This window comes from Bacillus sp. K2I17 (assembly GCF_002209985.1).
Classification (GTDB): Bacteria; Bacillota; Bacilli; order Bacillales; family Bacillaceae_G; genus Bacillus_A; species Bacillus_A wiedmannii.
In genome coordinates this window covers 1-23288 of record NZ_NJGF01000017.1, presented here as the reverse complement: position 1 = coordinate 23288, position 23288 = coordinate 1, and the positions used below count along the sequence as shown (strand labels likewise).

Here is a 23288-nt window from a genome sequence, read left to right as displayed (position 1 = left end):
TAAAAGCATAAAGGTAGTGCCTCTATGCTTTTATCTTGTCTAAACTATTTATTTAAAAGAGATGTAATCACTGCAATTGCTTCTTTAGTACCACCACATTCTAAAAAACTATCATTCAGTTTTCGTATACCATGTTTATACTTTTCATTTGAAAGAACGTCTGTTACCGCTTCATTTAAAGTTTGCACATTAACATTCTCTTTCAATAACCGATGTGCTGCTTCAAGTTCAGTTAATCTTTGCGCTATCATTGGCTGGTCTTTATCGTGTGGAATTATAACAAATGGGACATTAAAATAAATGGCATCGTGTACGCTATTCATACCACCATGTGTAATGAAAACATCTGCTTCACTTAATATTTCTGATTGGGGTACGTATGAAGCAATTATAAAATTGTCTGGCGCTTTCTTAATTTTCGAACAATCATTTCTATCACCAATTGCCATTACAACTATTCCATCAAAATCCGAGAAAGTATCAATGCAAGTATTAAAGAATGGTTCGAGTCCTTCAAGCAGTGTCCCCATTGAAATATAAATAACTTTCTTATCTTTAAGTAATTCAAATGGAAACTGTACATTTGTTTTACGCTTTGAAATACTCGGTCCAATAAAAATGTTATTTCTTCCAAATAAATCGCTATTAGGTTGAAAATAGCGACTTGTGTACACAAGAGTAATATCTCCCTTGTTATGCATAAATTGAAGATTATTTTTAGGTGTTACTCCAAATTCATGTTCCATTTGATATAGTAACTGTTCAGAAATTTTATCAGGTTGGAATGGTATTTCTGCATTTGGATGAAAAGGTAATGTTTCCAAAAAATTTGGAGGAATTAAAAATATAGGAGAAGAAACTATGCCTGGAATTTGTAAATACTCCTTTACTAACTCTCCAGCGCCAAATATATCAGAAATTACGAAATCAAAATGTATGTTTTCACATAATTGTTTCGTAATTTCTAATATATATAAAGAAGTTTGAACATGTACACGAAAGAAAGAATTCAGCCCATCTGGAGTTTCAGAATCAATAGAAATCTCCTTTAATAAATCTGGATGTGTATATACAGTAGCTCCCAAATCTTCAATTCTGCCTTTAAATTGTTCTGTCGTAATATAATGTACGTGATCACCTCGTTCAGTATAGGCTTTGACTAAACTTAATGTAGGATTTACATGTCCCTCTGCTGGAAAATTAACCACTAAAATATTTAGCACTTATTTCTCACTCCTTACATTTCAATTCGCTTATTAAGCATACTGTAATTATTACCGTCAATCTTCACCTAATAGTCCTAATATGCTTGCTACTTTAGGTTGATAAATAATTGTTAGTGATTAAATTAAAAAAGGCATCTACATAAGTAGATGCCAAACCGTGATAAGGAGTGTTCTGTGAGGTTAGAATAAGCTTTTCAGCTTGTCCTATGCTATCAATATATGATTTATTTTATAAAATGTGAATAATTGATAGAATGATTTTACCTCCCTATCACCCATTTTGAACCTATTTCTAAATAAGTCGACTCTAGTTTCTGTACTATTTCATATGTTTTAACCTTCTTGAGAGCTATCTATTTTTATAGTTTCTCCAGTCAATCTCTTATTTTTCAGTTCAAAATAAGCATCTAAAACTTCTTTTCCAATATCAGAGTTAATACCAGATTTATCATTAATAACCCACGGCACAACTACAGAGAATGCTACTTCAGGATTATCATACGGCGCATATCCTGCTAACGTTAAATTATAACATTCTCTTCGCTCACCTTTTTCATTTCTTCCAATATCACTTTCTCCACCGTATACTGTCTGTGCTGTCCCTGTTTTACCTGCTGGCTTATAAGATGCTTTTTGGAACGCCCTTACTCCTGTTCCATCACCTTCTTGGAATACCTTTCTAAATCCTTCTTTTACTTGATTTATATATTCCTCTTTCATATCTATCTTATTTAAAACGATTGGTTCTACTGCATGTACCACTTTACCAATCTCATCTTTTTGCGACGTTTGCTCTCTTACCTCTTGAACAATTTGTGGCTTCATTCGATATCCACCGTTTGCGATTGTTGAAATATACTGTACAAGTTGAAGTGGCGTATAGGTGTCATACTGGCCAATTGAGTAGTCTAGTAAGAAACCAGGTTGATTATCTTTTTTACCAATTTGTCCAGCTATTTCATTTGGTAAATCAATACCCGTTGGAACACCTAATCCAAATTGCCTGAAATAATACCTCATTTTATCAAAGTACTCCTGTTTAATATTTAATGAACTATTTTTCACATAATCTACACCTGCAATTTTTAATGCTGTATGAAACATATAAACGTTTGAAGAGACTTGTAACGCTCTTAAATCATCAATATTTCCAAACTCTTTCCAAGACTTTTTTTCCTTTGTTCCTTTAAACTTCATAGGTGCATCATAAAAATAAGTGCCTGGTGTTATAGCTTTCGTTTCAAATCCAGTTAAAACTGTCGCACCTTTCACTGTTGATCCAAGCTCATAAGAACTAGTCATTGTGCCTAATGCATAGTCTTCAACTTCTGTTTTTCCGTCTTTTTCTACAAGTCTTTTCCCGGCCATGGATAATACTTGTCCGTTTTTCGGATTCATCATCACAACGAAAGCACGGTCCAACATGGATTCTGACCCTTTATATGTCTTTAATATTTTTTCAATACTTTCTTCTACTTTCTTCTGTAATTCCATATCTATTGTTAAAGTTAAATTCTTACCGCTCTTTCCCTCAGAAACGATTTCCGTTCTAATTGTATTACCTTGTTTATCTGCAACGCTTCTGACTTCTTTTTTTGTACCATGAAGTACATCTTCGTATTGCTGCTCAATATAACTTTTTCCAACCCTATCATTTCGGCTATAATCACGTACCAAGTAGTAATCTAATCGTTCACTTGGTAATCCTTCATCGGAATTAGAAACATTTCCAAGAACAGATCGGAATAATCCATCATTTACATACACTCTCTCCCAATCAACCGATACGTCTACACCTAGGAGATTCGCTAAACCTTCACTAATTATAGTAAATTCCTTTTCACTAACATCTTTTTTAATAATTTGAGGAGCCATTTGATAACCAGAAGTCATCTTACTTTTAATAGCTAACACTTTTATATCTTTCTCTGTTAATTCCTGAAGATTTTTATCTGTAACCCGTTTTCTTTTTAACTCTTCTATTTTTTTATCTAGCTTCTTGCCGCTAATATCCTTTTCTCTAAATGTATCTATTTCTTTTTTCGATACTAGATTTTCAGCCAGTTTCGGATTTAATTGCATCCAAAAATCTTTCTTATCTGTCTCAGTTAACTTAGCTATATCTTCTTGCGGCATTTCAATTATGTCTGCAAGTTGTCTTGCAGTTTTTAATATATCTTCTGATTTTACACCTTTCATCTTTGTATATGTAATTGTACGTAAAGATTTATTATCAACTACTGGATTGCCTTCTCTATCAAATATTTTTCCGCGTGGGACAGATAGGCTCACAGTTGCATTTTCTCTCTTTTCTACTTCATTTTTATAAGTCTCTCCATCGAAAATTTGCACTTTACCTAACTGTATAATCATTGCAGAAAATAATAAAAATACACAAAGAAATAAAATATTTAACCGCGTCGGTATTGCTCTACCACTTTTTTTCTCATGCTTTTTCACCTTGTCATAATCTCCTCCTTACCGAATTCCTACTAATAATTGAATCTATATATTAAAAGTAATGCACATTTTCTATACAGTACTTTGCACAAATATTAATATACTGATAAAAACTTAATAGAAATTAAAACAAAGGTTAAGAAAAGGTAAAGTTTACTAAATTAAATATAAAAATCCCCAATAACCAAAAGTTAAGCTTTTGGTTATTGGGGATTTAGTAATTTAAGAGTTAATAATTGGACGTATTGATTCGAATCTATCATCATAATTTGATAGAGATTTTTCGCTCTGAGCTTTCGGCAAGTAAATCGTTACTGTTGTCCCGACTCCAACTTCACTCATAATACTTATATTTCCTTGATGACTTTCAATGATTTTATAACTTAACATTAATCCGATACCGGTACCTTTTTCTTTCGTACTATAAAAAGGCTCACCTAATCTCTTAATTCTATCTTCAGGTATCCCTATTCCTTCATCAATTACATGAATAATGACACCTTCATCGTTTATCTCTTTAATATGAATTGTAATTTTCCCGCCATCTGGCATAGCTTCGATTGAATTTTGCAAAATATTAATAAACACTTGTTTCAATTGATTTTCTGAGCATTCAATGCTTATGTCTTTGTTGTCTGCATATAGTTCCACTTGAATATTCGTCATAATTGCTTTTGTATTCATTAACGATACGACATTATTATAAATTTGATAAATATTTCTTTGTTCTGTATTTATCTCATCTGTTTTAGCAATTGATAAAAACTCTTGAAGAATCGCTTCTATTCTTTCAATTTCAGAAAGCATTAAATCAAAATATTTTTCTTGATCTTCTTTATTAATTTGAAATAACTGTATAAACCCTTTAATGACAGTTAATGGGTTCCTCACTTCATGAGCCACACCAGCTGCTAATTGACCAATTGCTGCAAGTGTATCTGATTTATTTAGCAATTCTTCTGTCTTTTTCCGTTCTGTAATATCGCGTACAATGATCATAATTTTATCATGTAATAATGGTAAGCATCTAGCTTCAAAGAAATCGACACTCCCATTAATTGTAAGTGGATATTCAACAATTACATTCGTCCCTTTTTCCTTCACTTGATGAATTGCTTCCTGAAACTGCTGTGCTACTGGAGATGGTAATACTTCGAAAAACTTTTTTCCCATAAAAGCTTGTGCCGGTACGTAAAATTTCGAAGGGGATCCTGCTTTATAATCTATAATTGTGCCATCATCTTCTGTTAAGAAACATAAATCTGGTAAAGCCTTAAAAATTAATTCCAATTCAGACGTTTGTTGTTTTAACTGGTCTTCTATCGCTTTTAAATGTGTAATATCTACCCCGACAGCCCAGTAGCTATATCCTGTTACAGGAAACTGTTCTGATATATTGGACCACATGATTGTTTTGATTTCACCATTTTTACATGTTAAGTGCATTTCCCAATCCCTGAAATTTTTTCCACACGTTAAAAATTTCGTTTGTATTTGGTGACGATAATTATGATCTGGGTACAATAATTGTAGGGCATTTGGATTCCCTATTATTTCTTCAGCTGTATAACCTGTTACAATTTCACACTCCCGATTCCACAATACAAAATCTCCATTATAATCAAGCGCATCAACCATAACAGGCATGTTTTGTAAAATGGTATGCAGTTCCTCCTCTTTTCGAGAAAGCAACGTTGTATTTTTACTTTGAAATACCTTTGTTGCTCCATCTATAATTAGATTTGAAAGCATTTCAAAGTATTTTTGACAATTGAAAATGTCACTTTTGTTTGACCATACTACAAAAGATCCTAAATGTTGATTGTATAAAAAAATGGGGATTTCAATTTTGGGAAGTTTACATATTTTCATTTCATTTATTCCAAAAGAAAATATACATTCTTTTTCAGCATCAAGAAGTTGATGTGATATGTTGGTTAATTTATAAAACTGTTCTGCCATGGTTTCTATTGTACTCACATCAATAAGTTCCATTAGCCGCGCATTCATTCCTTTTTCACCTCAATATGTAAAATTAATACAAATTCAAAATTTATACTTCTCCATTATACGTAGAATGTGCCTTTAGGTATATAGCTGCAGAATAATTATTCGAATAAATTTTATTTTTCAATTAAAATAGAGAAGAATTTGCGTATAAAATGAATCCTTAATCAGTACGTATTTTGTTCATCACATATTAATTCTGAATGTACGACCAATCTAAAACGGATACTCATGCAGAAACCGGATTTTAATATCAGAGTCATACACATCGATTTTAGTAGTATAAAAATACAAAAAATATAAAGTTCATAAAATTTTCACAATTAATATGAAAAATATAAACATTTATTCCAATATATTCTATATAATAAAAAGTAATAAGGCTTCTATGAATCTCATAGAATACCTTACCCCTAATAAAAAGAAAAAAAGAATCCATTTGGATTCTTTTTTTCTTTTTATATTACATTACATATTTATATAAAGCATGTGCAACACCGTGTTCTTCATTTGATAAAGTTTCGTATTTACACATTGCTTTTATTTCTTCGACTGCGTTCCCCATTGCAATTGATATGTTCGCTTTTTCCATCATGGATACATCGTTTAGCCCATCACCTATCGCTACAGTATTTTCAACTGGAATATTTAGATGTTCTGCTAAAGTATATAATCCATTTCCTTTTTGAGCATCTCGATGATTAATTTCTAAATTATGCCAATATGAAGATGTAATTGCTAAATCAGTATTATGCAGAAACGCTGCTTTTAACTTTTTTAATTTTTCTATGTCATAAGAAAATGGTAAAAGCTTATGCACATGTATATCAGTTTCTACAATCGGTTTACAACTTTCTGCACTATGAAACGCTGTATGCTCAAGGTATAAAGCTGCGATCGTTTCTAATTCTTTCAAGTCGAAATTTTCTTTTGAACTCTTCACATACTCAATTTCATTACGTACACTCTCTACTCCATAATCCGGTACATACACACCTTTATCAGTATAAAGCTGATAATATAAGCCATTCTCTTCAAGATATTCTACAATTTCAAGTGCTTGCATATTTTGAATTGGATATCTCTTCATCATTTTTTTATCTTTATATATAAGCGCACCATTTTCCGCAATAATTGGACACTCTAAATTAACTTCTAACAACAATCTTTCAATGTCGACGATAGAACGTCCTGTACAAATTGCTACAACATGACCCGCTTCCTGACATTTTTGAATTGCTTCTGCATTCTCTTTACTAATCATTTTATTCCCTGAAAGAAGAGTTCCATCTAAATCAATTGCGATTAATTTCATTATTTCTTCACCACTTTCTATAAATACACGAGTTCATTATAAACAAAAGGTATCGTTTTCATACTGATCTCGTGAAGTACTCCTTATTTATAATTTATGAAAAGCGTTTCAGGTCAAGAAATAATTAATAATAAAATCAAAAACTTTTCTTTTTAAAGAAAAGTTTTTGATTTTATACTATGAACTATAACTAATATATTTCGTCTCACACATGTACACATTCTTTTCTTCAGTTGGGACATATACTTTAAACTTTTCTAAACGTTTTCCGTAAATATGAATAGTGACAACGCTTTCATTTTTAGCTATTTCAAGAATATGACAATCAGCTGGTGGAATGACTTTATCTGTTTCTCCTTCTCCCAAATAAAGATTTCCTGTATGTGTTAAATAAACAAGTGAATTTTCAAACTGCTTCGTTTGTATAAAGTTTTGCACCATTATCCTCCCTGTAAAAACGCCTTCTACTCCCCATGTACCATCATGATCATGTAAAGGTGTAGATTGTCCATCTTTCCATACAAGAGCTAATACTTCAAAACGATTAAAAGGATCTTCATATAACAAATGTCGTGCGTATTGAGCCGAATTCGCCTTCTGTTTTTCTAACGGAAGCCATGTTTTCTTTTCTAAAAGTTCTTCTAGTAATTTTTCAATCGCACAAACAATTTGACCTTCTAATAAATTACTATCCATTAAATCCGTTACAGCTTTAATAAATGTTTGAAACGTTTTACTTCCATTACACGTTAACATAAGCGTCCTCCTCCATTCTTTTTCACACACCTCCATACTAAATAACTAACTAAAATTTTACAATTGAGAAATAAAGTGAAACTTTAATCAGTGGGGATTTTGTTCATCCCCAACTGATTATTAGTTGAACCAATCGGACTTTTATGGGCAGTTGATCCCCCACCTAAATTCTTTACTTTCGCTGAATTTTGAGGTGGGGGTCTTACTGCCCATTAAAGCGGGATAAAAAAACAAGGTACAGTAAATTTGTACCTTGCTGATCGATTTACCTATTATTCAAAAGAATAGGTAAGTAATTTAACGTTTGTTCATTTTCCAATAGACATTTTTCTAAATTGAACAATGGAGATAACTCTATTTTTTCAAAAGCATTTATGAAAGTTCTTAATGCAATCTCAGCTTCTAAACGTGCAAGTGGTGCTCCTAAGCAAAAGTGTGCACCTTTACCAAATGTTAAATGCTTTTCATTTCCTATTCGGTGTATATTAAATTTAGAGGCTTGCGAAAACTTTTTCTCATCTAAATTTGCTGCACTTACCCACGCAACAATCATTTGATCCTTTTTCATAAAAGGCCCAAATATATTTGTATCCTCTGTAATCCTCCTAGCTAATGTAACGGGAAAGCGATAGCGCAATACTTCCTCAATTGCCTTTGAAATTAATTTAGGTTCTTCTCTTAATTCTTTATATGTTCCAGGTGAATCCACTAAAAAGCAATAAAAGCTATTAATAATTAAATTAGTAGTTGTTTCATTGCCTGCCGCTAATAAACCTAAAGAAAAAGTAACAATTTCTTCATCTGTTAATCTTTCGCCTTCATATTCAGCTCGTATTAAATCCGAAATAATATCATCGGTTAAATGGTACCTCTTTCCCTGAACAATCGGTAGAAGATATGCTTTAAATTCATTTAGTGCTATACCCTTTTCCGCATCCAGATCACTAAACTTTTCTTTACTATACGGCATAAATAATATATCAGACCATGCTTTAATTTTTTTACGGTCCGTTGTTGGCACTCCTAATAAATCGGATATGACGGTAACAGGTAAAGGTGCAGCAAACTCTTCAACAATATTAACCTCACTATATTTTTCGATATGTTCTATAAGTTCATTTGCGATTGCCTGTATTCGGGGTTTCCATTGTTCTAAACTTCTTGGAGTAAATGCTTTAGAAACGATAGAACGTACATTGCGATGTTCTGGTGGATCCGTAGAGTTTATATTTATCCTAGTTTCTAAAGGAGGGATTGCGAATTGTCTTCGCTCCCTTCTACTTGAAAATAAGCGATAATCCGATAAAACTCGATTTACATCATCGTATAAAAAAACATTCCATACATCTTGCTCTTCATCGTAATGTACAGGGTGATTATCCCTCATAAATTGATACCACTCATACGGATTCCACAATTCTTCTTTTGTTTTCAGCTTTGAAATTTCATGAACTAAAATCACATTTTCCGGCGAAGCCATAGTTCTTTCCTCCCTTTTCTTTTACAATAAAAGTGATAGGTCGGTAGTTCAAAGTTGTATAATCTAACATATGTTATTTTAACATATACTAAAGGAGATTTTTTATTGGAGAACTTGAGAAATATATAAGGGGGATTTTTATGTACGTTGACATTTTACTATTAGCAGAATTAACAACTGGACCAAAACATGGATATGAAATAAAGAAAAATGTTCAAAACCGGTTAGGTGAGAATTTCGAATTAAATCATAACACACTTTATCCCGCTCTTCGGCGCTTCGAAAATATGGGTGCTATAACGAAAAAAATACATAAACAAGTCGGAAAGCCAAACCGAAATATGTACGATATAACTGAAACAGGTGAAGAAATTTTTTCAGAGATGTTAAGAGAGTTTCCTGAAAAAATTGCGACAAATAACGCTGAGTTCCTTGTACGTATCGCTCTATTTGAAAAACTTGATTACGAAGGTAGAAAAGAAATTTTAACAATACGCCAAGACGTACTACATAAACAGCTTACTGCTATTCAATCTTTAGATGTTAGCTCATCTTTTATTACAGAAGTTATTGAATTTAGTAAATCACGTATAGAACACGAATTACTCTGGATTACATCACTTATGAAGAAAATATAAAAATTAACAAGAAAAGTTAAAAATAATGAATGAAAATGAGATTTATTATCAATACTATAATTAATAAAAGGGCAACCACGATTTGGCTACCCTTCAAAAAATTTATACTTCTGGATCGAAAGTTTTGCAATCTGTTTCTTCCGTAGTTGATGCATGTTTCCCTTTATGACTTACTACATAAATTGCATCTGCACTACATTTATTGCCGTTAGCCCAAAATTTACAGTTGTTTACTTCACATAAAACGTCTTGTGCCATAGTATCACACCTCCTTGTTCTATTATCATTAACAAAATTCGGAGGTATGATACTCTTTGTCATGCATTTTTTATTACCTTATTAGCTTTCTTAATGGTTCAATATTTCCTTGTACAATAGCATCTATATTTTCTGTTATTTTTTCAATGTCAAAATGCCACCATTGAATTTGCAATAACTCTTCTACTATTGTATTTGTAAATCGTTCCTTTATTTTATTTGCAGGGTTTCCGCCAACAACTGTATATGGTGCGACGTCTCTAGTCACAACAGATTTAGCTGCAATGATTGCACCATCTCCTATTTTTATTCCAGGCATAATCGTTGCATCCATACCAATCCATACATCATTTCCTATAACTGTATCCCCTTTGTAAGGTAAATCAGACAAATTAGGTGTATACTTCTCCCACCCATTTCCAAATATATTAAATGGATATGCCGAAAATCCATCCATCCGATGATTCGCTCCGTTCATAATAAAGGTAACTCCATTTGCAATACAACAAAACTTTCCAATAGTAAGATGATCTCCAAGAAATTCATAATGATGTAATACTCGATCTTCAAATGTTTCTCCATCTTTCGCATCATAATAAGAATAGTCACCAACAAGTATATTAGCTTTCGTTATTGTATTTTTTATAAAATGGACATTTTGATTTCCTTCAATAGGATATTTAACATTTGGATTAGGATTCATGTTGTACAGCACTTCCCTTACCATTTATTTCACTTTCTACCGCTATTACTGGCTTTAAATTGTATATAGGTAAAATAAATAATAATCCAATTATAAATAGTAAAGCTGTTCCCTCATACATCGTACTTAATGAGAACACCTCTTTTAATGAACCGGCTACACTCATTGTTACTACCATTGAACCGGTAAATAGTGGACTTAAAATGCCATTTACACGACCGATAAAATCAGTATCGCTATTTTGAATAATGAGCGTATTAATACCTATTTGGATACATGGAAGAGCTAACCCACTAAAAAGTTGTGCTGTAAGTGTCACCCATAAATTCGTTGAATAACCTATAATACCAATGCAGATCGCCTGACCGAGCATCCCTACAATTAACATCTTTTGCGGAGCTACGTTTTTCGCAAATACCATCGCTAAAGCTCCGCCAACAATCATACCCGCGCCATTTACTGTTAGTAACCATTGCAAACTCTCTTTTGATAACCCTAACTGCTCAGTCACAATAAATATACCTAATGGCTGAATCAATCCTATACCTAGTCCTGCTGCCATAAAACAAAGCCCAAGCAAAGTTAATGCTTTTTTCTTTTTCACATATTTAATACCATCCAGCATCTCCTGTAGTAGCGTGATTTCTTTCTTCTCATTATCATTCTCAAGATCTTTCGGAAGAAATAACAACACAGCAGCTGCCAGTAAAAAAGCGATACCTGTTATGATAATTGAAATATAAATTCCAAAACTATGAAAGATAAATGTTCCAAGAATCGGTCCTAACACCATAAAAATCGCAAATATTGTTTGATATATAGACATCGCTAATTGAATTTGTTCCGTTGATAAATGCTGTTTAAACAATTTCATCCCTGATGGTTGAGAAAACTGCGAAAGGATTGCAGAAATAAGCGTGACAAAAAACACGATTTTCCACGTTCCAAACATTAGTGTAATTAATACAGCGAATACTGAAATAGAACTTAACGTCTCACACCATATCATTGTCCTCTTCGGCTTCCACCTATCAGCAAAAGTTCCACCAATGAATGAGAAAATAAAAATAGGCGCAAATTCAGCAACTGAAATCATTGAAATAGCAAAAGCATCACCTTTCGTCATTTCCATTACATACAGTAATACGGCAAAGTTTCGAACCCATATTCCAATTTGTAAAAATAATGCTGAAGCTAAAATTCCCTGTACAAATCTATTTTTCAATACTTGTGATACCCCATTATTTTGTTTCGTTACTACATTTGTCGACATAAAAAGGCCTCCTATTTCGTGTTCTGAACAGGAGGCAGCACAAATCATATAAAAAGACTATATATTCGCAGAGCGAAATACATCCCTTTTCTATAAATGTACAGACTAACCCTATTCAGAAGAATATTTCGTTTTTTAACGAAGATCTCTTACAAATAGAATTAGTTGATCATTGGGATGTGTTCACCCTTCCGTTTCGAATTTAAATAACACATACATACTCTATGTAAAGCATTTTCGATGTATGCATGTCTTAAAATAAATATTCTAGAATGTTAATGGTAATTCCTCTAAAGAACGCATTAAATAATTACCTTGCCATTTAATATCTTCACGATTTCCTTTTAATTGCAAAGCAGGCATTCGATTAAACAAAGTAGTAATAGCAATCTTTGCTTCCAACCTAGCAAGCGGAGCGCCTAAGCAGAAATGGCTACCATGCCCAAATGCAATGTGACGATTATTCTCCCGAGTAATATCGAATACATCTGGGTTTTCAAATATTGTTTCATCGCGGTTTGCCGAAGCTAATGCAATGACAACCATATCCCCTTTTTGGATTGTTTGTTCGTGAATTTGAAAAGGCTCAGCTGCCCATCTTGCAGTTGTAACCTCAACTGGAGAATAATAACGCAATCCTTCTTCAATTGCAGAATCAATTAATTTTGGATTATCTTTTAATAACTGTAATTGATTTGGATTTTCAAGAAGTGCTAATACCGTATTCGTAATTAAATTCACTGTTGTCTCATGCCCTGCTACGATTAATAACATTATCATTGAATATAGCTCTGGAGCACTAAGTTTATGCCCTTCATTTTCTGCAAGTATTAGCGCACTAACCAAATCTTCTTTTGGATCTTTTCGTTTTATATCAACTATATATTGAAGATATGTAATAAACTCAGATAGTTGTTTTTCGGTTTCCTTTATTTCTTCAGGTGTTTCTGGCGATGCAATGACAGCATGAGACCAAATTCTAAATTTCGCTTGATCTTCTTTTGGAATACCAAGCATCTCACTAATCACAATGATTGGTAAGGGGAATGAATAATCATCCACTAGATTTAATGTACCTTTTCGCTCTATCTCTCTTATTAAATCATCCGCTATTCTCTGAATTCTTCCGTCTAATTGTGTAATCATCTTCGGTGTAAAAGCTTTTTGAACTAAAGATCGTAAACGACTGTGATTAGGTGGATCTGAATTTAACATGTGCGTTGTTAAATGATCACTATTGTCAACGGAAAGATACATGTTCGTTGTATCTTGAGGAAACACATTTGCCGCATCTTTTTTTAAGCGATTATCTTTTAGAAGTGGCAATGCATCTTCATATCTTGTAATGAGCCATTCTTTACCGATTTCAACTTCATTTACAAATAATATAGGTTGCATTTTTCGCGATTCTTTATAAATTTCATATGCATCTTCTTTAAACTGCGCTGAAGCCAAATTAATGCCATCTTCTATTCTTTGCCCAACTTTATTTTTCATTGACATTGTATTCCCTCACTCTCATTTGTTTTTAAAAACCAACCAACATATGCATTATACTCTAATAAAAACGTGAAAATTGTAAATTTTTAATCAAAATCTTACTTCATATATTGAAAAATAAAAAAGTGAGAGAGTAAGATCTTTCTACTCTCTCACTTTTCTTTATGCGAAGCACATGAAATTACTAATTTGTTGATAGCGATAACTTACTTTACGACGACGACCACCTTGCCAAGTGTAACCTGATACTCCGTTTCTTCTCACTTCAGTCGGAAAGAACCATAAGTCTCTCCCGAAAGGTCCTGGACGATGTAAACGTAAAAATCCCCATCTTCCTAGACAGTTACACATCCATGATTTCATATTTCCTGGTTGTGCTGGCGAAGCAAATGTGGATGGTAACGATGGAGCTTGTGATGGTGGTGGTGACGTTGGAGCATCTTCCGCATCATCTGGTCTATAATCTTCTTGTTCCATATCTCTCACTTCATTTACAGGTTCATACCCGTAGTTTTGTGGATTATAATACATCCCTTGATCATATGGATAATTTTGCTGGTTATACATATTAACAAATCACCTACTTTTCATTCAGTACCTTTAACATTCATATGTGATTTGCCTCCTATAGGAAGCTTATGTATAGCCTAAATTCAACAAAAAAATAAAGCTCGTATTTTAAAAATACGAGCTTCTTCATAATCGGAATAGATGTATTATTTTCTTAATTTCACACTATAAAAACGCATTTCATCTAACGAACCTTCAAATTCAAATACTTCTTGTTTAATTAATTCCTTTAAGCGATATTCTAAAAACGTATCGCCAACTAACTGCTCTACATGACCAAGTGCTTCACCAATTACCCTAGGGGCTTTTAGGAATTCTCGATCAGCACCTATACTTTTCGCACATTCAATAATAAATTGATCAAAATAATCTTCTTGTACAGAACGCACTTCATTGTCTGTCCAAACTCTTAAAAATTCCGTACTTTTCGATAGACTATCCCACTCATGTTCAAACTGCATACGTTTCTCTACAGTTAAATATGGCAATTCTACAAAACTTTTTTGAATTAGAGCTAAACTTTCAGGTGCTAACTCTCCAGTTCCACGAATAGCATACTCTTTTTTTAATATTTCTTTACTTGCTTCAGACGTATTAATAACGCGAATGTTTTTCTTATCTTTTAATTGCGCCATTACAAAACATAGACCTACATGTTCATGTGCGTTATTAGCTTTCCAAATTGTAATAGGTGTTTCAATAGGAATAGTGTGTAGTTCTTCCATAGTTTCTAAAAACCTTGGTAAATACTCTTCTTCAAAATAATTATCATAAGCAGTTAAATTGTTTACTAACCATTTCTGTCTTGCAAGTTGTCCCTCATTCATATGTAGCTTGTTTATCGGCCCAATTGAAAAGAATTCAGAAAAAGCGACAACCCTCTCTTCCAATTGTTCTTCTTGACTAAACATATATTTTAAACATCCAGCTGTTGAATCATCAAACGCAATATGTACGTGTGAGCTTTCTTTTACATTTCTTATATATGATGTATTACTCGTTAGTTGCTTAGGAATATCCATCAAATTTTTAATTGCATCTTCACTATAGTTTTCTTCTAATAAATTCAACTGAATAAGAATACTTTGAAGTAAATGTTTTGCTTCATCTTCGTACATATCCTCTACAACATTTTTGATTTTATCTATCATACAAATCCCTCTATTCATTTCATAAATAACGTATATTATAGTGTATCATTTTAGTATCATTCTTTTAAAGTTTTTTTAAAGTAAAAGCATTTATTATTCAAATTGCTACAGCTATCCACATTTTCAAAAAAAATCTCTCCTACAATTCTTAATTACTAAATATTCTTTTGTAAATCCTTTTATTTAAATGTATACTTATATAGAAAATAAAAAAATATAGGAGCTATATGTATGGAGAAAGCGATTACTACTTATAAACATTATTTGAAAAATTGGAGATTTATATTTATTTGTATATTACCTACTATCGCCTTATTATATGTTTTCGATGTCATCTTTGAATTACTATTTCATCAAGATTTCTATTTATCTAACTTAATTTTTGCTATTATTTTATTTTTAATATTTATGAGCATCAAAGATATGTTTAAAATTGAAAGTTAAAGAGCCGGATAAAAAAAGAGCACCCTGCAATCGGATGCTCTCATGTGATAGAGGTTTTTTCTGAGTATTAAGTAGGACACGAAGGTCTTGTCCTACAATATAATATATGCTTGTACTTATTTTATTGTGCATCTATTAAACATCAAATGTATACGTATTGCTAAAAATTCTGCTCATTTATTAATTGTATAATTATTATATTTACACATAAAAAACATCCCTATGGATGTTTTTTATGTACCGATTTTTAAGCTTCCATAAACTTAGCCGGTACACCAATTTTTTCAACTACAGAAGATATATTAGTAGGATTAATCATTACATTTTCAATACTAACTAATTTATTTTCTAATAGTCCATTCTCTGTAGTAATAAGTTCTTCAAACCGATCTAAAGTCATCGAGAATTTGTGTTCACTTCCGCCATTCATACAGACTTTAACATACTTCATAGTGTCACCGCCTTTCATAATAATCTATATTTCGATAAGAAGACGCTTACATCCTTTTTATTTACTACTAGATTTCTCACTTTTACTCCTTGCCAATTCACGTTTATTTATTTTAGAAAAAGCAGTTACTATTTTATGTTCACGTTATAATTGCTAGTAAGAATGCTAAAGATAAAAATGCACAAAGTGGTATATATAAAACAGTATCCATTTTAGCAAAATACGTATCTTTTTTTCGCTTAAAGATGCCAAAATAATGAAACTCACCAATTACTCTTATAAAAAAAACAATCATACAAATCCAGGAGCCCAATTGAACGATAATATTAGGAACTTCGAAATGAACAACATTTGTTTGTTGTAATAAAATTATTGCCGCCATACTTAATAATAAAGCAATGAACAATGTCATTCCTACACCTGGTATAAACGCCTTTTCTCCAGATTTTGTTGGAATGACACTATTTGTCGCCCACTTACCTCCGAAAGCCCAGTAAACATGTAAAAAGCTAACTAAAAATAATATACAGACAGAAATATATGTAATAATAAGCATTTTGTCCTCCCATTATTTTATTTAAGTCCTTAACTTTAGGGTATGCTATAAATTCCTCATTAGCAATCTATATAATTACATAAAAAACCCTTCAATGATAAATCATTAAAGGGTTACTCAAATATCTTATGCATTATACCTATTTCTACGACGTTCCATCCTCGTTTGTCCTTGAGCAATACCTTCTTTATATGGATCTATTTGCTCTGTCATTTCATATGTTGCAGCTTGAGCTGGTTCTTCGTAATTATGCTCACGTATTTTTTCTGGCGTATTTCGTTTTGATACTTTTCCACCAAACTTAAATAATTTGATCTTTAATTTCGGTAATCTAGGAAGTGGAATCTTAAATGATAATTTTTTGCGCTTCTTTTTTTGTTGAAATAGATTTATATTTTCTTTATTATCATCCTGCTCTTTACGATGTAATAACATCGCAAGTAATCCACCTAATATAAGTCCTCCAACTAACAGTAGAAGATATAAGTAATGACTTGTCATTAAACTCGACATACGTTCAAGTATGACTAACGACTGTACTTCTTTAATATCCCAAAGTAAAGCGGCCCATAATGAGAATAAACCGAAAGTAAGTCCATATGTACGAAAACGGAATAAACATGGAATTAAAGCGATACAAGCGGCGATTTTCGCATTCCCTATTATTGAACTTGTTGAAATATCTTGATGCCAAATGACTAACAGCAGTGTTATAAATGGCGCATACGCTATCCAACTACATATACGTGAATATATTTTTTTCGCAAAATAGCTACCGAAACTAGTAAAAAATAAAAGGCCTCCGATATATAAAGATTGTTCTAGTGGGATTTGCTTCATAATTCCTGCAACTGGAAAGAGGCCGCTTAATAGCATTAATAACACATCTAATTTCTTCACAATTCCTCATTCCTTTCAAATTTCTTTTGAATCAATTCATATTGCTTTTCCATATGATGTAGATTTTGTATTTCTAAAAAATATCTTAATCCTGTATGTAAATAAAGTAAATACATAAAAGAAAAGATACATGACAAAGGATATCCTTATTTACATGAAAAAATGACAAATCCTGATCAATATAACGAGCAGGATTTGTCTACTATTATTTAAAGCAAAATAATTGAATCTTTCTTTTCTATTTTCATTATATCTACATCCAATTCATCATCAAACTCTTTAAACTCTCTTGCATCTATATCAGTCATATAGCTCTTTATTACTTTCGCCATATGCATAGAATACGGCATATGTATATTTTTTTCCTGAAGCATACTTGAATTACAGCACATATAGTGTACCATTTTAGCGATATAATTCCTTTCTACAGGTTTTACACCTAGCGTTAATATTTCAAGTATGTATCGCTGCAATGTTTCACTACCATTTAGCGTATATTCGCCAGTGCTATAATACATCCCTTTTTGATCTACATATAAACTTGTACCTTTAGGAGCATCATCACGTTCTATCACACCGTATTTTGGTGTATCAAAAGATGTATTTATTCTTATAATGTTTAAATTAGGGACCTTTAGCGCATCAGGAACAATCTCCGGTAAAATATCTATATCAATTTTTTTATTTTGTAACTCTTTTATCCAATATTTTCTTAAATTCGCATCAATAATAAAATATACTTGCTCATTTTCCTCTTTTGCATGTTGTAAAATTTCTGTTAATGTTTCAGAAACAAATTGTTTAAATTGAATTCCCATATCATTTCTTTTTGAAGGTTGTGGTAAAAAGGTGTTGTGTTTATTTACATTTAATAACAAATGATCAATCGTTTGCCAATCTGTATTCCCGTATAGTTTATATGAAATTTCTTTTCCTTTTATTTGTGAAAAAATAGGTAAGAAATCAAATTTCGAGATTCGCTCAATTGATAAATTAACATATGTACAAGGTAAATTTATTTTATTCCAACTACGTTTCAAAAATCCTTTTTGTTCTAATAAACTAAGGATACAATTAATAATTGTTGTACGAGATACACTTTGGCCAATAAATAAATTAATAAATGCTGAAATACGGTTAGTTCGTGCAAACCCTTCTCTAACGATTTGCTTTGGATCAATTTTTTCACGCCCATCACAATTTTCCATTGTGATTAACGCCAATGTCGCATCATTGCGCTCACCTGCAGTAGCATAAACCGCTTTCATAACATCCTCTACTAAATTTGTTTTGTATTTCTGGCAATATTGCATTTTATATGGATTTTGTAATACTTTTTCAATATTATATCTTACTATTTTTAACAATACTGGAGAATCTGCATTTAATACATATAACGACTCACCGATTTGAGCTAACAAAATTTCACTTTCAAATAACGCTTGTTCAACTTCCAACGATATTTTTTCAGACCATATTTCTAACGTTATAGTCTCTAATCCTTTTGGTGCAATTAAAGGGAATAATTCATTTTCATTATTTGTTGCTAGTTTCTTACATTCTGGTAGTAATGTGAAATCAGTGAATTTTTGCTGAAACCCTTTAAATAAATACTCTCTTTCCTTTACTTTTATACCAGGTTTTATTTTAGTACCTTGAACTTTATATATTCTCTCATTGTATGGAAGTAACACCCTAAGATTTTCTCCTAGCATATAATCTTTCGGATATTGAAGGATATGCTCTAATTCAACTTCTCCTCCTATATGAAAATCATCTTTTAAATTTCTAAATATCTTTATCCACTTTATACCGTTTGTAGCTTGCTGTACTTTTAGTTTTACAAACCGAACTTTTTTATTATTCGATGCAAATTCTGGAGTAGAAATTAAAATCATGCCTCGTTTTCTTCTCAAAAGCAAAGGAATATCTGGATGGTTATATTCTTGATAAAACCTCCGAATTCCTATTGAAACATTTAATAACGGAATATTTTCGCCTCCGCGCGTGATACATTCAAACCGATATACATAGGCGAAATAATCTTGAGTTTTTTCATCTTTAATAGGCTCTGACATTGCCTCACAAATATTTTGTGATCTAAGAGGAGAAAAATATATATCTTCTTCGTTGATATTCTCTAATCGTACAGGTTGTTCACAAAAAATATGTGAAATTAAAGCGGGCACCCACTTAGAATATATTTCATTATCATGTAGTACTGTTAAATTAGAAATTAAATCGTAATGCCATTCATATTTTGGCAATTCTATTAATTTATTAGGTTTCCAATCATGAATCACCTCATACCAACTTTGGAAAATATAATCAAGTTGTTCTTTTCTAATAGGTTCTTTGGATACAATCCATGGTGTATTTTCATTTAATACATATGGATTATGCTGAATAAACAATATATCAGAAAACATATCATATAATCTTTCATTCAATCGTTTCAACTTACTCGTTAATAAAAACGTCTTATAATGTATCTCTACAATATCGAGCCAATCAATAGGAAAATATATAAATGATACACTTTCGTTTAAAAGAGGTTCTACTATATTTTCAAATGTTAACAACTTTAATTTTTCCATAGAATGATTACTTCCTTTCTTCATTTTTCTTGATTACAAAAAAACTAAAGTATTATCACATAATCTAATTATTTAAAAGAATAACAAATACTACTTATCCGATTAACGTATTAATGAAATGACTCTTATAAAAGTTAAAAGAAATTATCATACATAGCCCTCCTTATATATACTAAATACATTACATTAGGATTATACAATATAAATTGCGTATTGCATTTAAGATTTACAATAATTTTACAAAAGAGTATGAAAAGAGGTATTGACCATACATATGTATAGCAATACCTCTTTTCTTTACCCTATTACATCTTTTACTTCTGTATCCACTGGCCATTTTTCTAAGGCATAAGCTATCTCCCAAAATGAATATTCATATTGACTACTAATAAGAAAATGCTGTTTCATTCGCTTCCGGTCAGACTCTGTCACTTTTTCAACGATAGTATCTAACCATGTAATTTGCTCTTCAACTAATGTACGGAAACAATCAGATTCACAAGTAGAAAGCCAATCATTTTAAATTGGCTCTTCTGGCTGACGCTCTTTTAAACATTCATCAATTTTTCGCTTATCATCATTTTTACTTTTGAACTTTTCACCGAATAATGCCACTGTTATACCTGCAGCTGGAACGAGTAATAATTCAATCATTTTCTCCACTCCCCATATACCCTTTATTAGGGTATATATCCCTTATTTTCGGAATACTCCCGTACACGCTTTATGCCAACGACCAGTAAATGTCCTGAAATTCCACGTTGGTATTCCCCTATAGAAACGCGAAAAGAACATAACGTAGAAGATACAAGAACGAGCCTGTGAGCGTTGTGTACATGGTCATTCGTGGAAGCCAACGTGGAACACTCTGCCCCATTTTTTCTGCAACCTTCATCGTAATCACTGACAAGCCTGTTGCAGTCCATACTACTACCGCTTCACCAACGATTGTCATTTGAATCCCTCTTTTCGAATGAGTTGTAATCCCTTCGCTATCATAACCGGTTGATACTCATTAATGACGTCTCCCCAATCAAGCACTTCATCCTTATCTTCATATAAATCATCCATAATATCGTTCGATAAACGGTAATAGCCTTTATATTCACGATTGTTAAAAACCTCATGTCTTTCCATGTGATCCACAATTGCGTTTGTTTCTTTCTTGCCATTAGAACCCCAATACATATTTCTCAACTCTTTCGATGGATATAGGTAAGGCGTTTCGTTTAAATGTGAGAATTGCCAACGCATATGCGTCCTCTCCCTTCTTGATGTCCTTGATTCCACTTGGTATTCCTCATGGTCTTGATAAAGGTATATGACCTAGAAAGGAGGATTTTGCCTGTCCTTCGAGAAAAAATTCGTAGGACAACTAAAAAAGGGTGATGATATGGAAAGTCGTTTGAAAGAAATTTTGGATGCACGTGGAATTAAATACAGTTTTATTGCTAAAAAAGTTGGGATTGCAACATCCACAATGACTAATTTAATAAAAGGTGGACTTCCAACCTTACCTGTCGCCTATCGCATTGCACGTGTATTGGAAATGAAATTAGAAGAAATTTGGATTGAAGATGAAGAAATAGAATAATCATCATTTGGACATACTCATACTGAGGTGAATTGCATGATTTGGGCAATAGCATTGCTTGTAATTGTTTTTCTAATTGGTGCAATAACAAAAAGTCCGCACGTAACACCTGAAGAAATTAGAACCGAGCGAATCAAAAGAAGTGCAACTCGTAGCAATTTAGAAGTAATGGATCCGAGGGAATTTGAATATTTTGTAGCTGATGTCTTTCGTTCTCTTGGTTATAAAGTTCAAGTAACTTCTGGCTCTAACGATGGCGGCAAAGACATCATTCTTTATTAAGAGAATAAAATGAAATTCGTCGAGGTAAAACGCTATACGAAAAACTCCATTGGAAGACCCTTTATTCAGAAGCTTCATAGCGCAATTGTGGATGCTGATGCTGTTGGAGGATATTTCGTAACACTAAGTCATTTCAATAAGAACGCAAGACAATATGCAGCAAATAAGAACATTGAATTAATTGATGGCAACTCACTTATCGACATGCTAAATTCATAAAAATATAAAGTCCCATACTTTTGAACGGTGGTTTTTCGTTACTAACTCACGCTTTAAACAGAACTTATGTATACTTACCGTACACAACGTATGTCGGAATAGTTCGCAGGAATTTGTGAAATACTAAACGATTTAAATAAAAATCCGAAGCCAACAGTTACAGAAGATATACAAAAACAACTTAAATGAGAACTTATACATTCAATGCAAACTCAAGAAGAAGTATTAATTTCATATTACCACGATAGCTGTATATCAATATGGATACATAACTACTATCCATATTGATATACAAATTTATCTTAGCTTGAGAGGAGTTTCCGCATCACCAATCGCTTGAATCATTTCAATCTTTATGTTAATTCTGTTTGGTGATTCTATAATGTTATCAGCTGAATTACTTTCTACGTTTAAGTTGGGTCCAATAATAGTAACTAGCTCTTCGCTAATATGCAGTATAAAGCCTTTGATATGAATACCTTCTAAAAATAATACAATGTATAAATTAATTAATTGATAATCATATAGTAATTTTTTAATTTCAATTTTTATTTTTTCAATATTATTAGATGTATCTATTTGGTAATAAGATTCTTTTTGATTGAATAATAATTGCGAATTATCTTGCGATAGTATAAATTTTTTGGAGGTTAGTGAAGTATTAAAAGTATCACTTAATTTTAATAAAACCCGAGAAGATTTTTGGTTTTTTGATGATTTTGCAGAAATACCAGTGTTTTTTTTGGATCTGATTGTTTGTGTTGAGGTATCAGGTGTTTCTTGAGGTCTAATTGTTTGTGTTGAGATATCAGGTGTTTCTTGAAATCTGATTGTTTGTGTTGAGGTATCAAGTGTTTCTTGAGGTCTGATTGTTTGTGTTGAGGTATCAGGTGTTTCTTGAGATCTGA

Annotated in this window: 22 protein-coding genes and 2 pseudogenes; 4 read left to right on the top strand and 20 right to left on the bottom strand. The window is 32.0% G+C overall.

The genetic code is table 11. The features are described from left to right. Positions 1 to 44: 44 nt before the first annotated feature. From CER22_RS18955 to CER22_RS18925, 6 genes are all read right to left on the bottom strand, one after another. Positions 45 to 1223 (bottom strand): macrolide family glycosyltransferase, encoded by a 1179-nt coding sequence (locus tag CER22_RS18955; RefSeq protein ID WP_088609357.1) that lies wholly within the window; start codon positions 1221 to 1223, stop codon positions 45 to 47. A 336-nt stretch (positions 1224 to 1559) separates the two neighbouring features. After that, positions 1560 to 3686 carry a peptidoglycan D,D-transpeptidase FtsI family protein gene (locus tag CER22_RS18950; protein WP_088609356.1) on the bottom strand — a complete coding sequence of 709 codons (2127 nt, stop codon included), beginning with the start codon at positions 3684 to 3686 and terminating at the stop codon, positions 1560 to 1562. 222 nt (positions 3687 to 3908) lie between these two features. Continuing rightward, entirely contained in the window at positions 3909 to 5696 is a 1788-nt protein-coding gene (locus CER22_RS18945) for a PAS domain-containing sensor histidine kinase (protein WP_098133340.1), read from the bottom strand. Positions 5697 to 6156: 460 nt separating this feature from the next. Continuing rightward, positions 6157 to 7008 (bottom strand): Cof-type HAD-IIB family hydrolase, encoded by an 852-nt coding sequence (locus CER22_RS18935; RefSeq protein ID WP_088609355.1) that lies wholly within the window; start codon positions 7006 to 7008, stop codon positions 6157 to 6159. 177 nt (positions 7009 to 7185) lie between these two features. Further along, positions 7186 to 7764 carry a cysteine dioxygenase family protein gene (locus CER22_RS18930; protein ID WP_088609354.1) on the bottom strand — a complete coding sequence of 193 codons (579 nt, stop codon included), beginning with the start codon at positions 7762 to 7764 and terminating at the stop codon, positions 7186 to 7188. A 265-nt stretch (positions 7765 to 8029) separates the two neighbouring features. Continuing rightward, positions 8030 to 9244 (bottom strand): cytochrome P450, encoded by a 1215-nt coding sequence (locus CER22_RS18925; protein WP_088063591.1) that lies wholly within the window; start codon positions 9242 to 9244, stop codon positions 8030 to 8032. A gap of 140 nt (positions 9245 to 9384) precedes the next feature. Here CER22_RS18925 and CER22_RS18920 point away from each other — a divergent pair, with 140 nt between their 5' ends. After that, a complete protein-coding gene (locus CER22_RS18920; protein ID WP_088063590.1) occupies positions 9385 to 9882 on the top strand; it encodes a PadR family transcriptional regulator in 498 nt (165 codons plus the stop codon). A gap of 102 nt (positions 9883 to 9984) precedes the next feature. Here the strand turns inward: CER22_RS18920 and CER22_RS18915 are convergent, their stop codons facing one another. The 6 genes from CER22_RS18915 to CER22_RS18885 form a co-directional block, all read right to left on the bottom strand. Then, positions 9985 to 10140: a DUF1540 domain-containing protein gene (locus CER22_RS18915; protein ID WP_000046089.1), complete on the bottom strand. Its 156-nt coding sequence runs from the start codon at positions 10138 to 10140 to the stop codon at positions 9985 to 9987. Positions 10141 to 10213: 73 nt separating this feature from the next. After that, the gene (locus tag CER22_RS18910) at positions 10214 to 10843 is read right to left on the bottom strand and encodes a Vat family streptogramin A O-acetyltransferase (protein ID WP_088609353.1); all 630 of its coding nucleotides are present in this window, start codon (positions 10841 to 10843) and stop codon (positions 10214 to 10216) included. After that, positions 10833 to 12116 carry an MFS transporter gene (locus CER22_RS18905; protein ID WP_088609352.1) on the bottom strand — a complete coding sequence of 428 codons (1284 nt, stop codon included), beginning with the start codon at positions 12114 to 12116 and terminating at the stop codon, positions 10833 to 10835. The genes CER22_RS18910 and CER22_RS18905 overlap by 11 nt, the downstream gene beginning before the upstream one ends. Positions 12117 to 12383: 267 nt before the next feature. Further along, the gene (locus tag CER22_RS18895) at positions 12384 to 13619 is read right to left on the bottom strand and encodes a cytochrome P450 family protein (RefSeq protein WP_088609351.1); all 1236 of its coding nucleotides are present in this window, start codon (positions 13617 to 13619) and stop codon (positions 12384 to 12386) included. Between the two features lie 159 nt (positions 13620 to 13778). Continuing rightward, positions 13779 to 14183: a hypothetical protein gene (locus CER22_RS18890; protein WP_000282697.1), complete on the bottom strand. Its 405-nt coding sequence runs from the start codon at positions 14181 to 14183 to the stop codon at positions 13779 to 13781. Positions 14184 to 14332: 149 nt separating this feature from the next. Continuing rightward, positions 14333 to 15337 carry a DUF1835 domain-containing protein gene (locus CER22_RS18885; protein ID WP_088063585.1) on the bottom strand — a complete coding sequence of 335 codons (1005 nt, stop codon included), beginning with the start codon at positions 15335 to 15337 and terminating at the stop codon, positions 14333 to 14335. Between the two features lie 231 nt (positions 15338 to 15568). Here CER22_RS18885 and CER22_RS18880 point away from each other — a divergent pair, with 231 nt between their 5' ends. Next, a complete protein-coding gene (locus CER22_RS18880; RefSeq protein ID WP_048547123.1) occupies positions 15569 to 15781 on the top strand; it encodes a hypothetical protein in 213 nt (70 codons plus the stop codon). A gap of 247 nt (positions 15782 to 16028) precedes the next feature. Here CER22_RS18880 and CER22_RS18875 read toward each other — a convergent pair whose 3' ends face one another. The 7 genes and pseudogenes from CER22_RS18875 to CER22_RS18840 all read right to left on the bottom strand — a co-directional run bounded on the left by CER22_RS18875 (position 16029) and on the right by CER22_RS18840 (position 21539). Then, positions 16029 to 16232 (bottom strand): hypothetical protein, encoded by a 204-nt coding sequence (locus CER22_RS18875; RefSeq protein WP_000878362.1) that lies wholly within the window; start codon positions 16230 to 16232, stop codon positions 16029 to 16031. 139 nt (positions 16233 to 16371) lie between these two features. Continuing rightward, entirely contained in the window at positions 16372 to 16788 is a 417-nt protein-coding gene (locus CER22_RS18870; RefSeq protein WP_088063584.1) for a DUF3995 domain-containing protein, read from the bottom strand. 126 nt (positions 16789 to 16914) lie between these two features. Further along, entirely contained in the window at positions 16915 to 17688 is a 774-nt protein-coding gene (locus CER22_RS18865) for a DUF3959 family protein (protein WP_142293510.1), read from the bottom strand. 209 nt (positions 17689 to 17897) lie between these two features. After that, complete coding sequence (locus CER22_RS18855) at positions 17898 to 20285, bottom strand: RNaseH domain-containing protein (RefSeq protein WP_142293509.1); 2388 nt, start codon at positions 20283 to 20285, stop codon at positions 17898 to 17900. 297 nt (positions 20286 to 20582) lie between these two features. Then, positions 20583 to 20852 (bottom strand): annotated as a pseudogene (locus CER22_RS18850) (thiaminase II); the annotation flags it as partial. A gap of 205 nt (positions 20853 to 21057) precedes the next feature. Then, entirely contained in the window at positions 21058 to 21240 is a 183-nt protein-coding gene (locus CER22_RS18845; RefSeq protein ID WP_061674231.1) for a hypothetical protein, read from the bottom strand. Beyond that, positions 21237 to 21539, bottom strand: a complete 303-nt coding sequence (locus CER22_RS18840; protein WP_088122225.1) for a hypothetical protein — start codon at positions 21537 to 21539, stop codon at positions 21237 to 21239. Before CER22_RS18840 ends, CER22_RS18845 begins: the two co-directional genes overlap by 4 nt. 139 nt (positions 21540 to 21678) lie before the next feature. On the opposite strand from CER22_RS18840, the gene CER22_RS18830 reads away from it, so the two are divergent. Both CER22_RS18830 and CER22_RS18825 read left to right on the top strand, forming a co-directional pair. Further along, positions 21679 to 21879: a helix-turn-helix domain-containing protein gene (locus tag CER22_RS18830; protein WP_000445877.1), complete on the top strand. Its 201-nt coding sequence runs from the start codon at positions 21679 to 21681 to the stop codon at positions 21877 to 21879. A 36-nt stretch (positions 21880 to 21915) separates the two neighbouring features. Next, positions 21916 to 22380, top strand: a pseudogene (locus CER22_RS18825) (restriction endonuclease). A 297-nt stretch (positions 22381 to 22677) separates the two neighbouring features. Here the strand turns inward: CER22_RS18825 and CER22_RS18820 are convergent. Next, positions 22678 to 23288: hypothetical protein (locus CER22_RS18820; RefSeq protein WP_088609349.1), on the bottom strand; the 611-nt coding region annotated here is incomplete at its 5' end.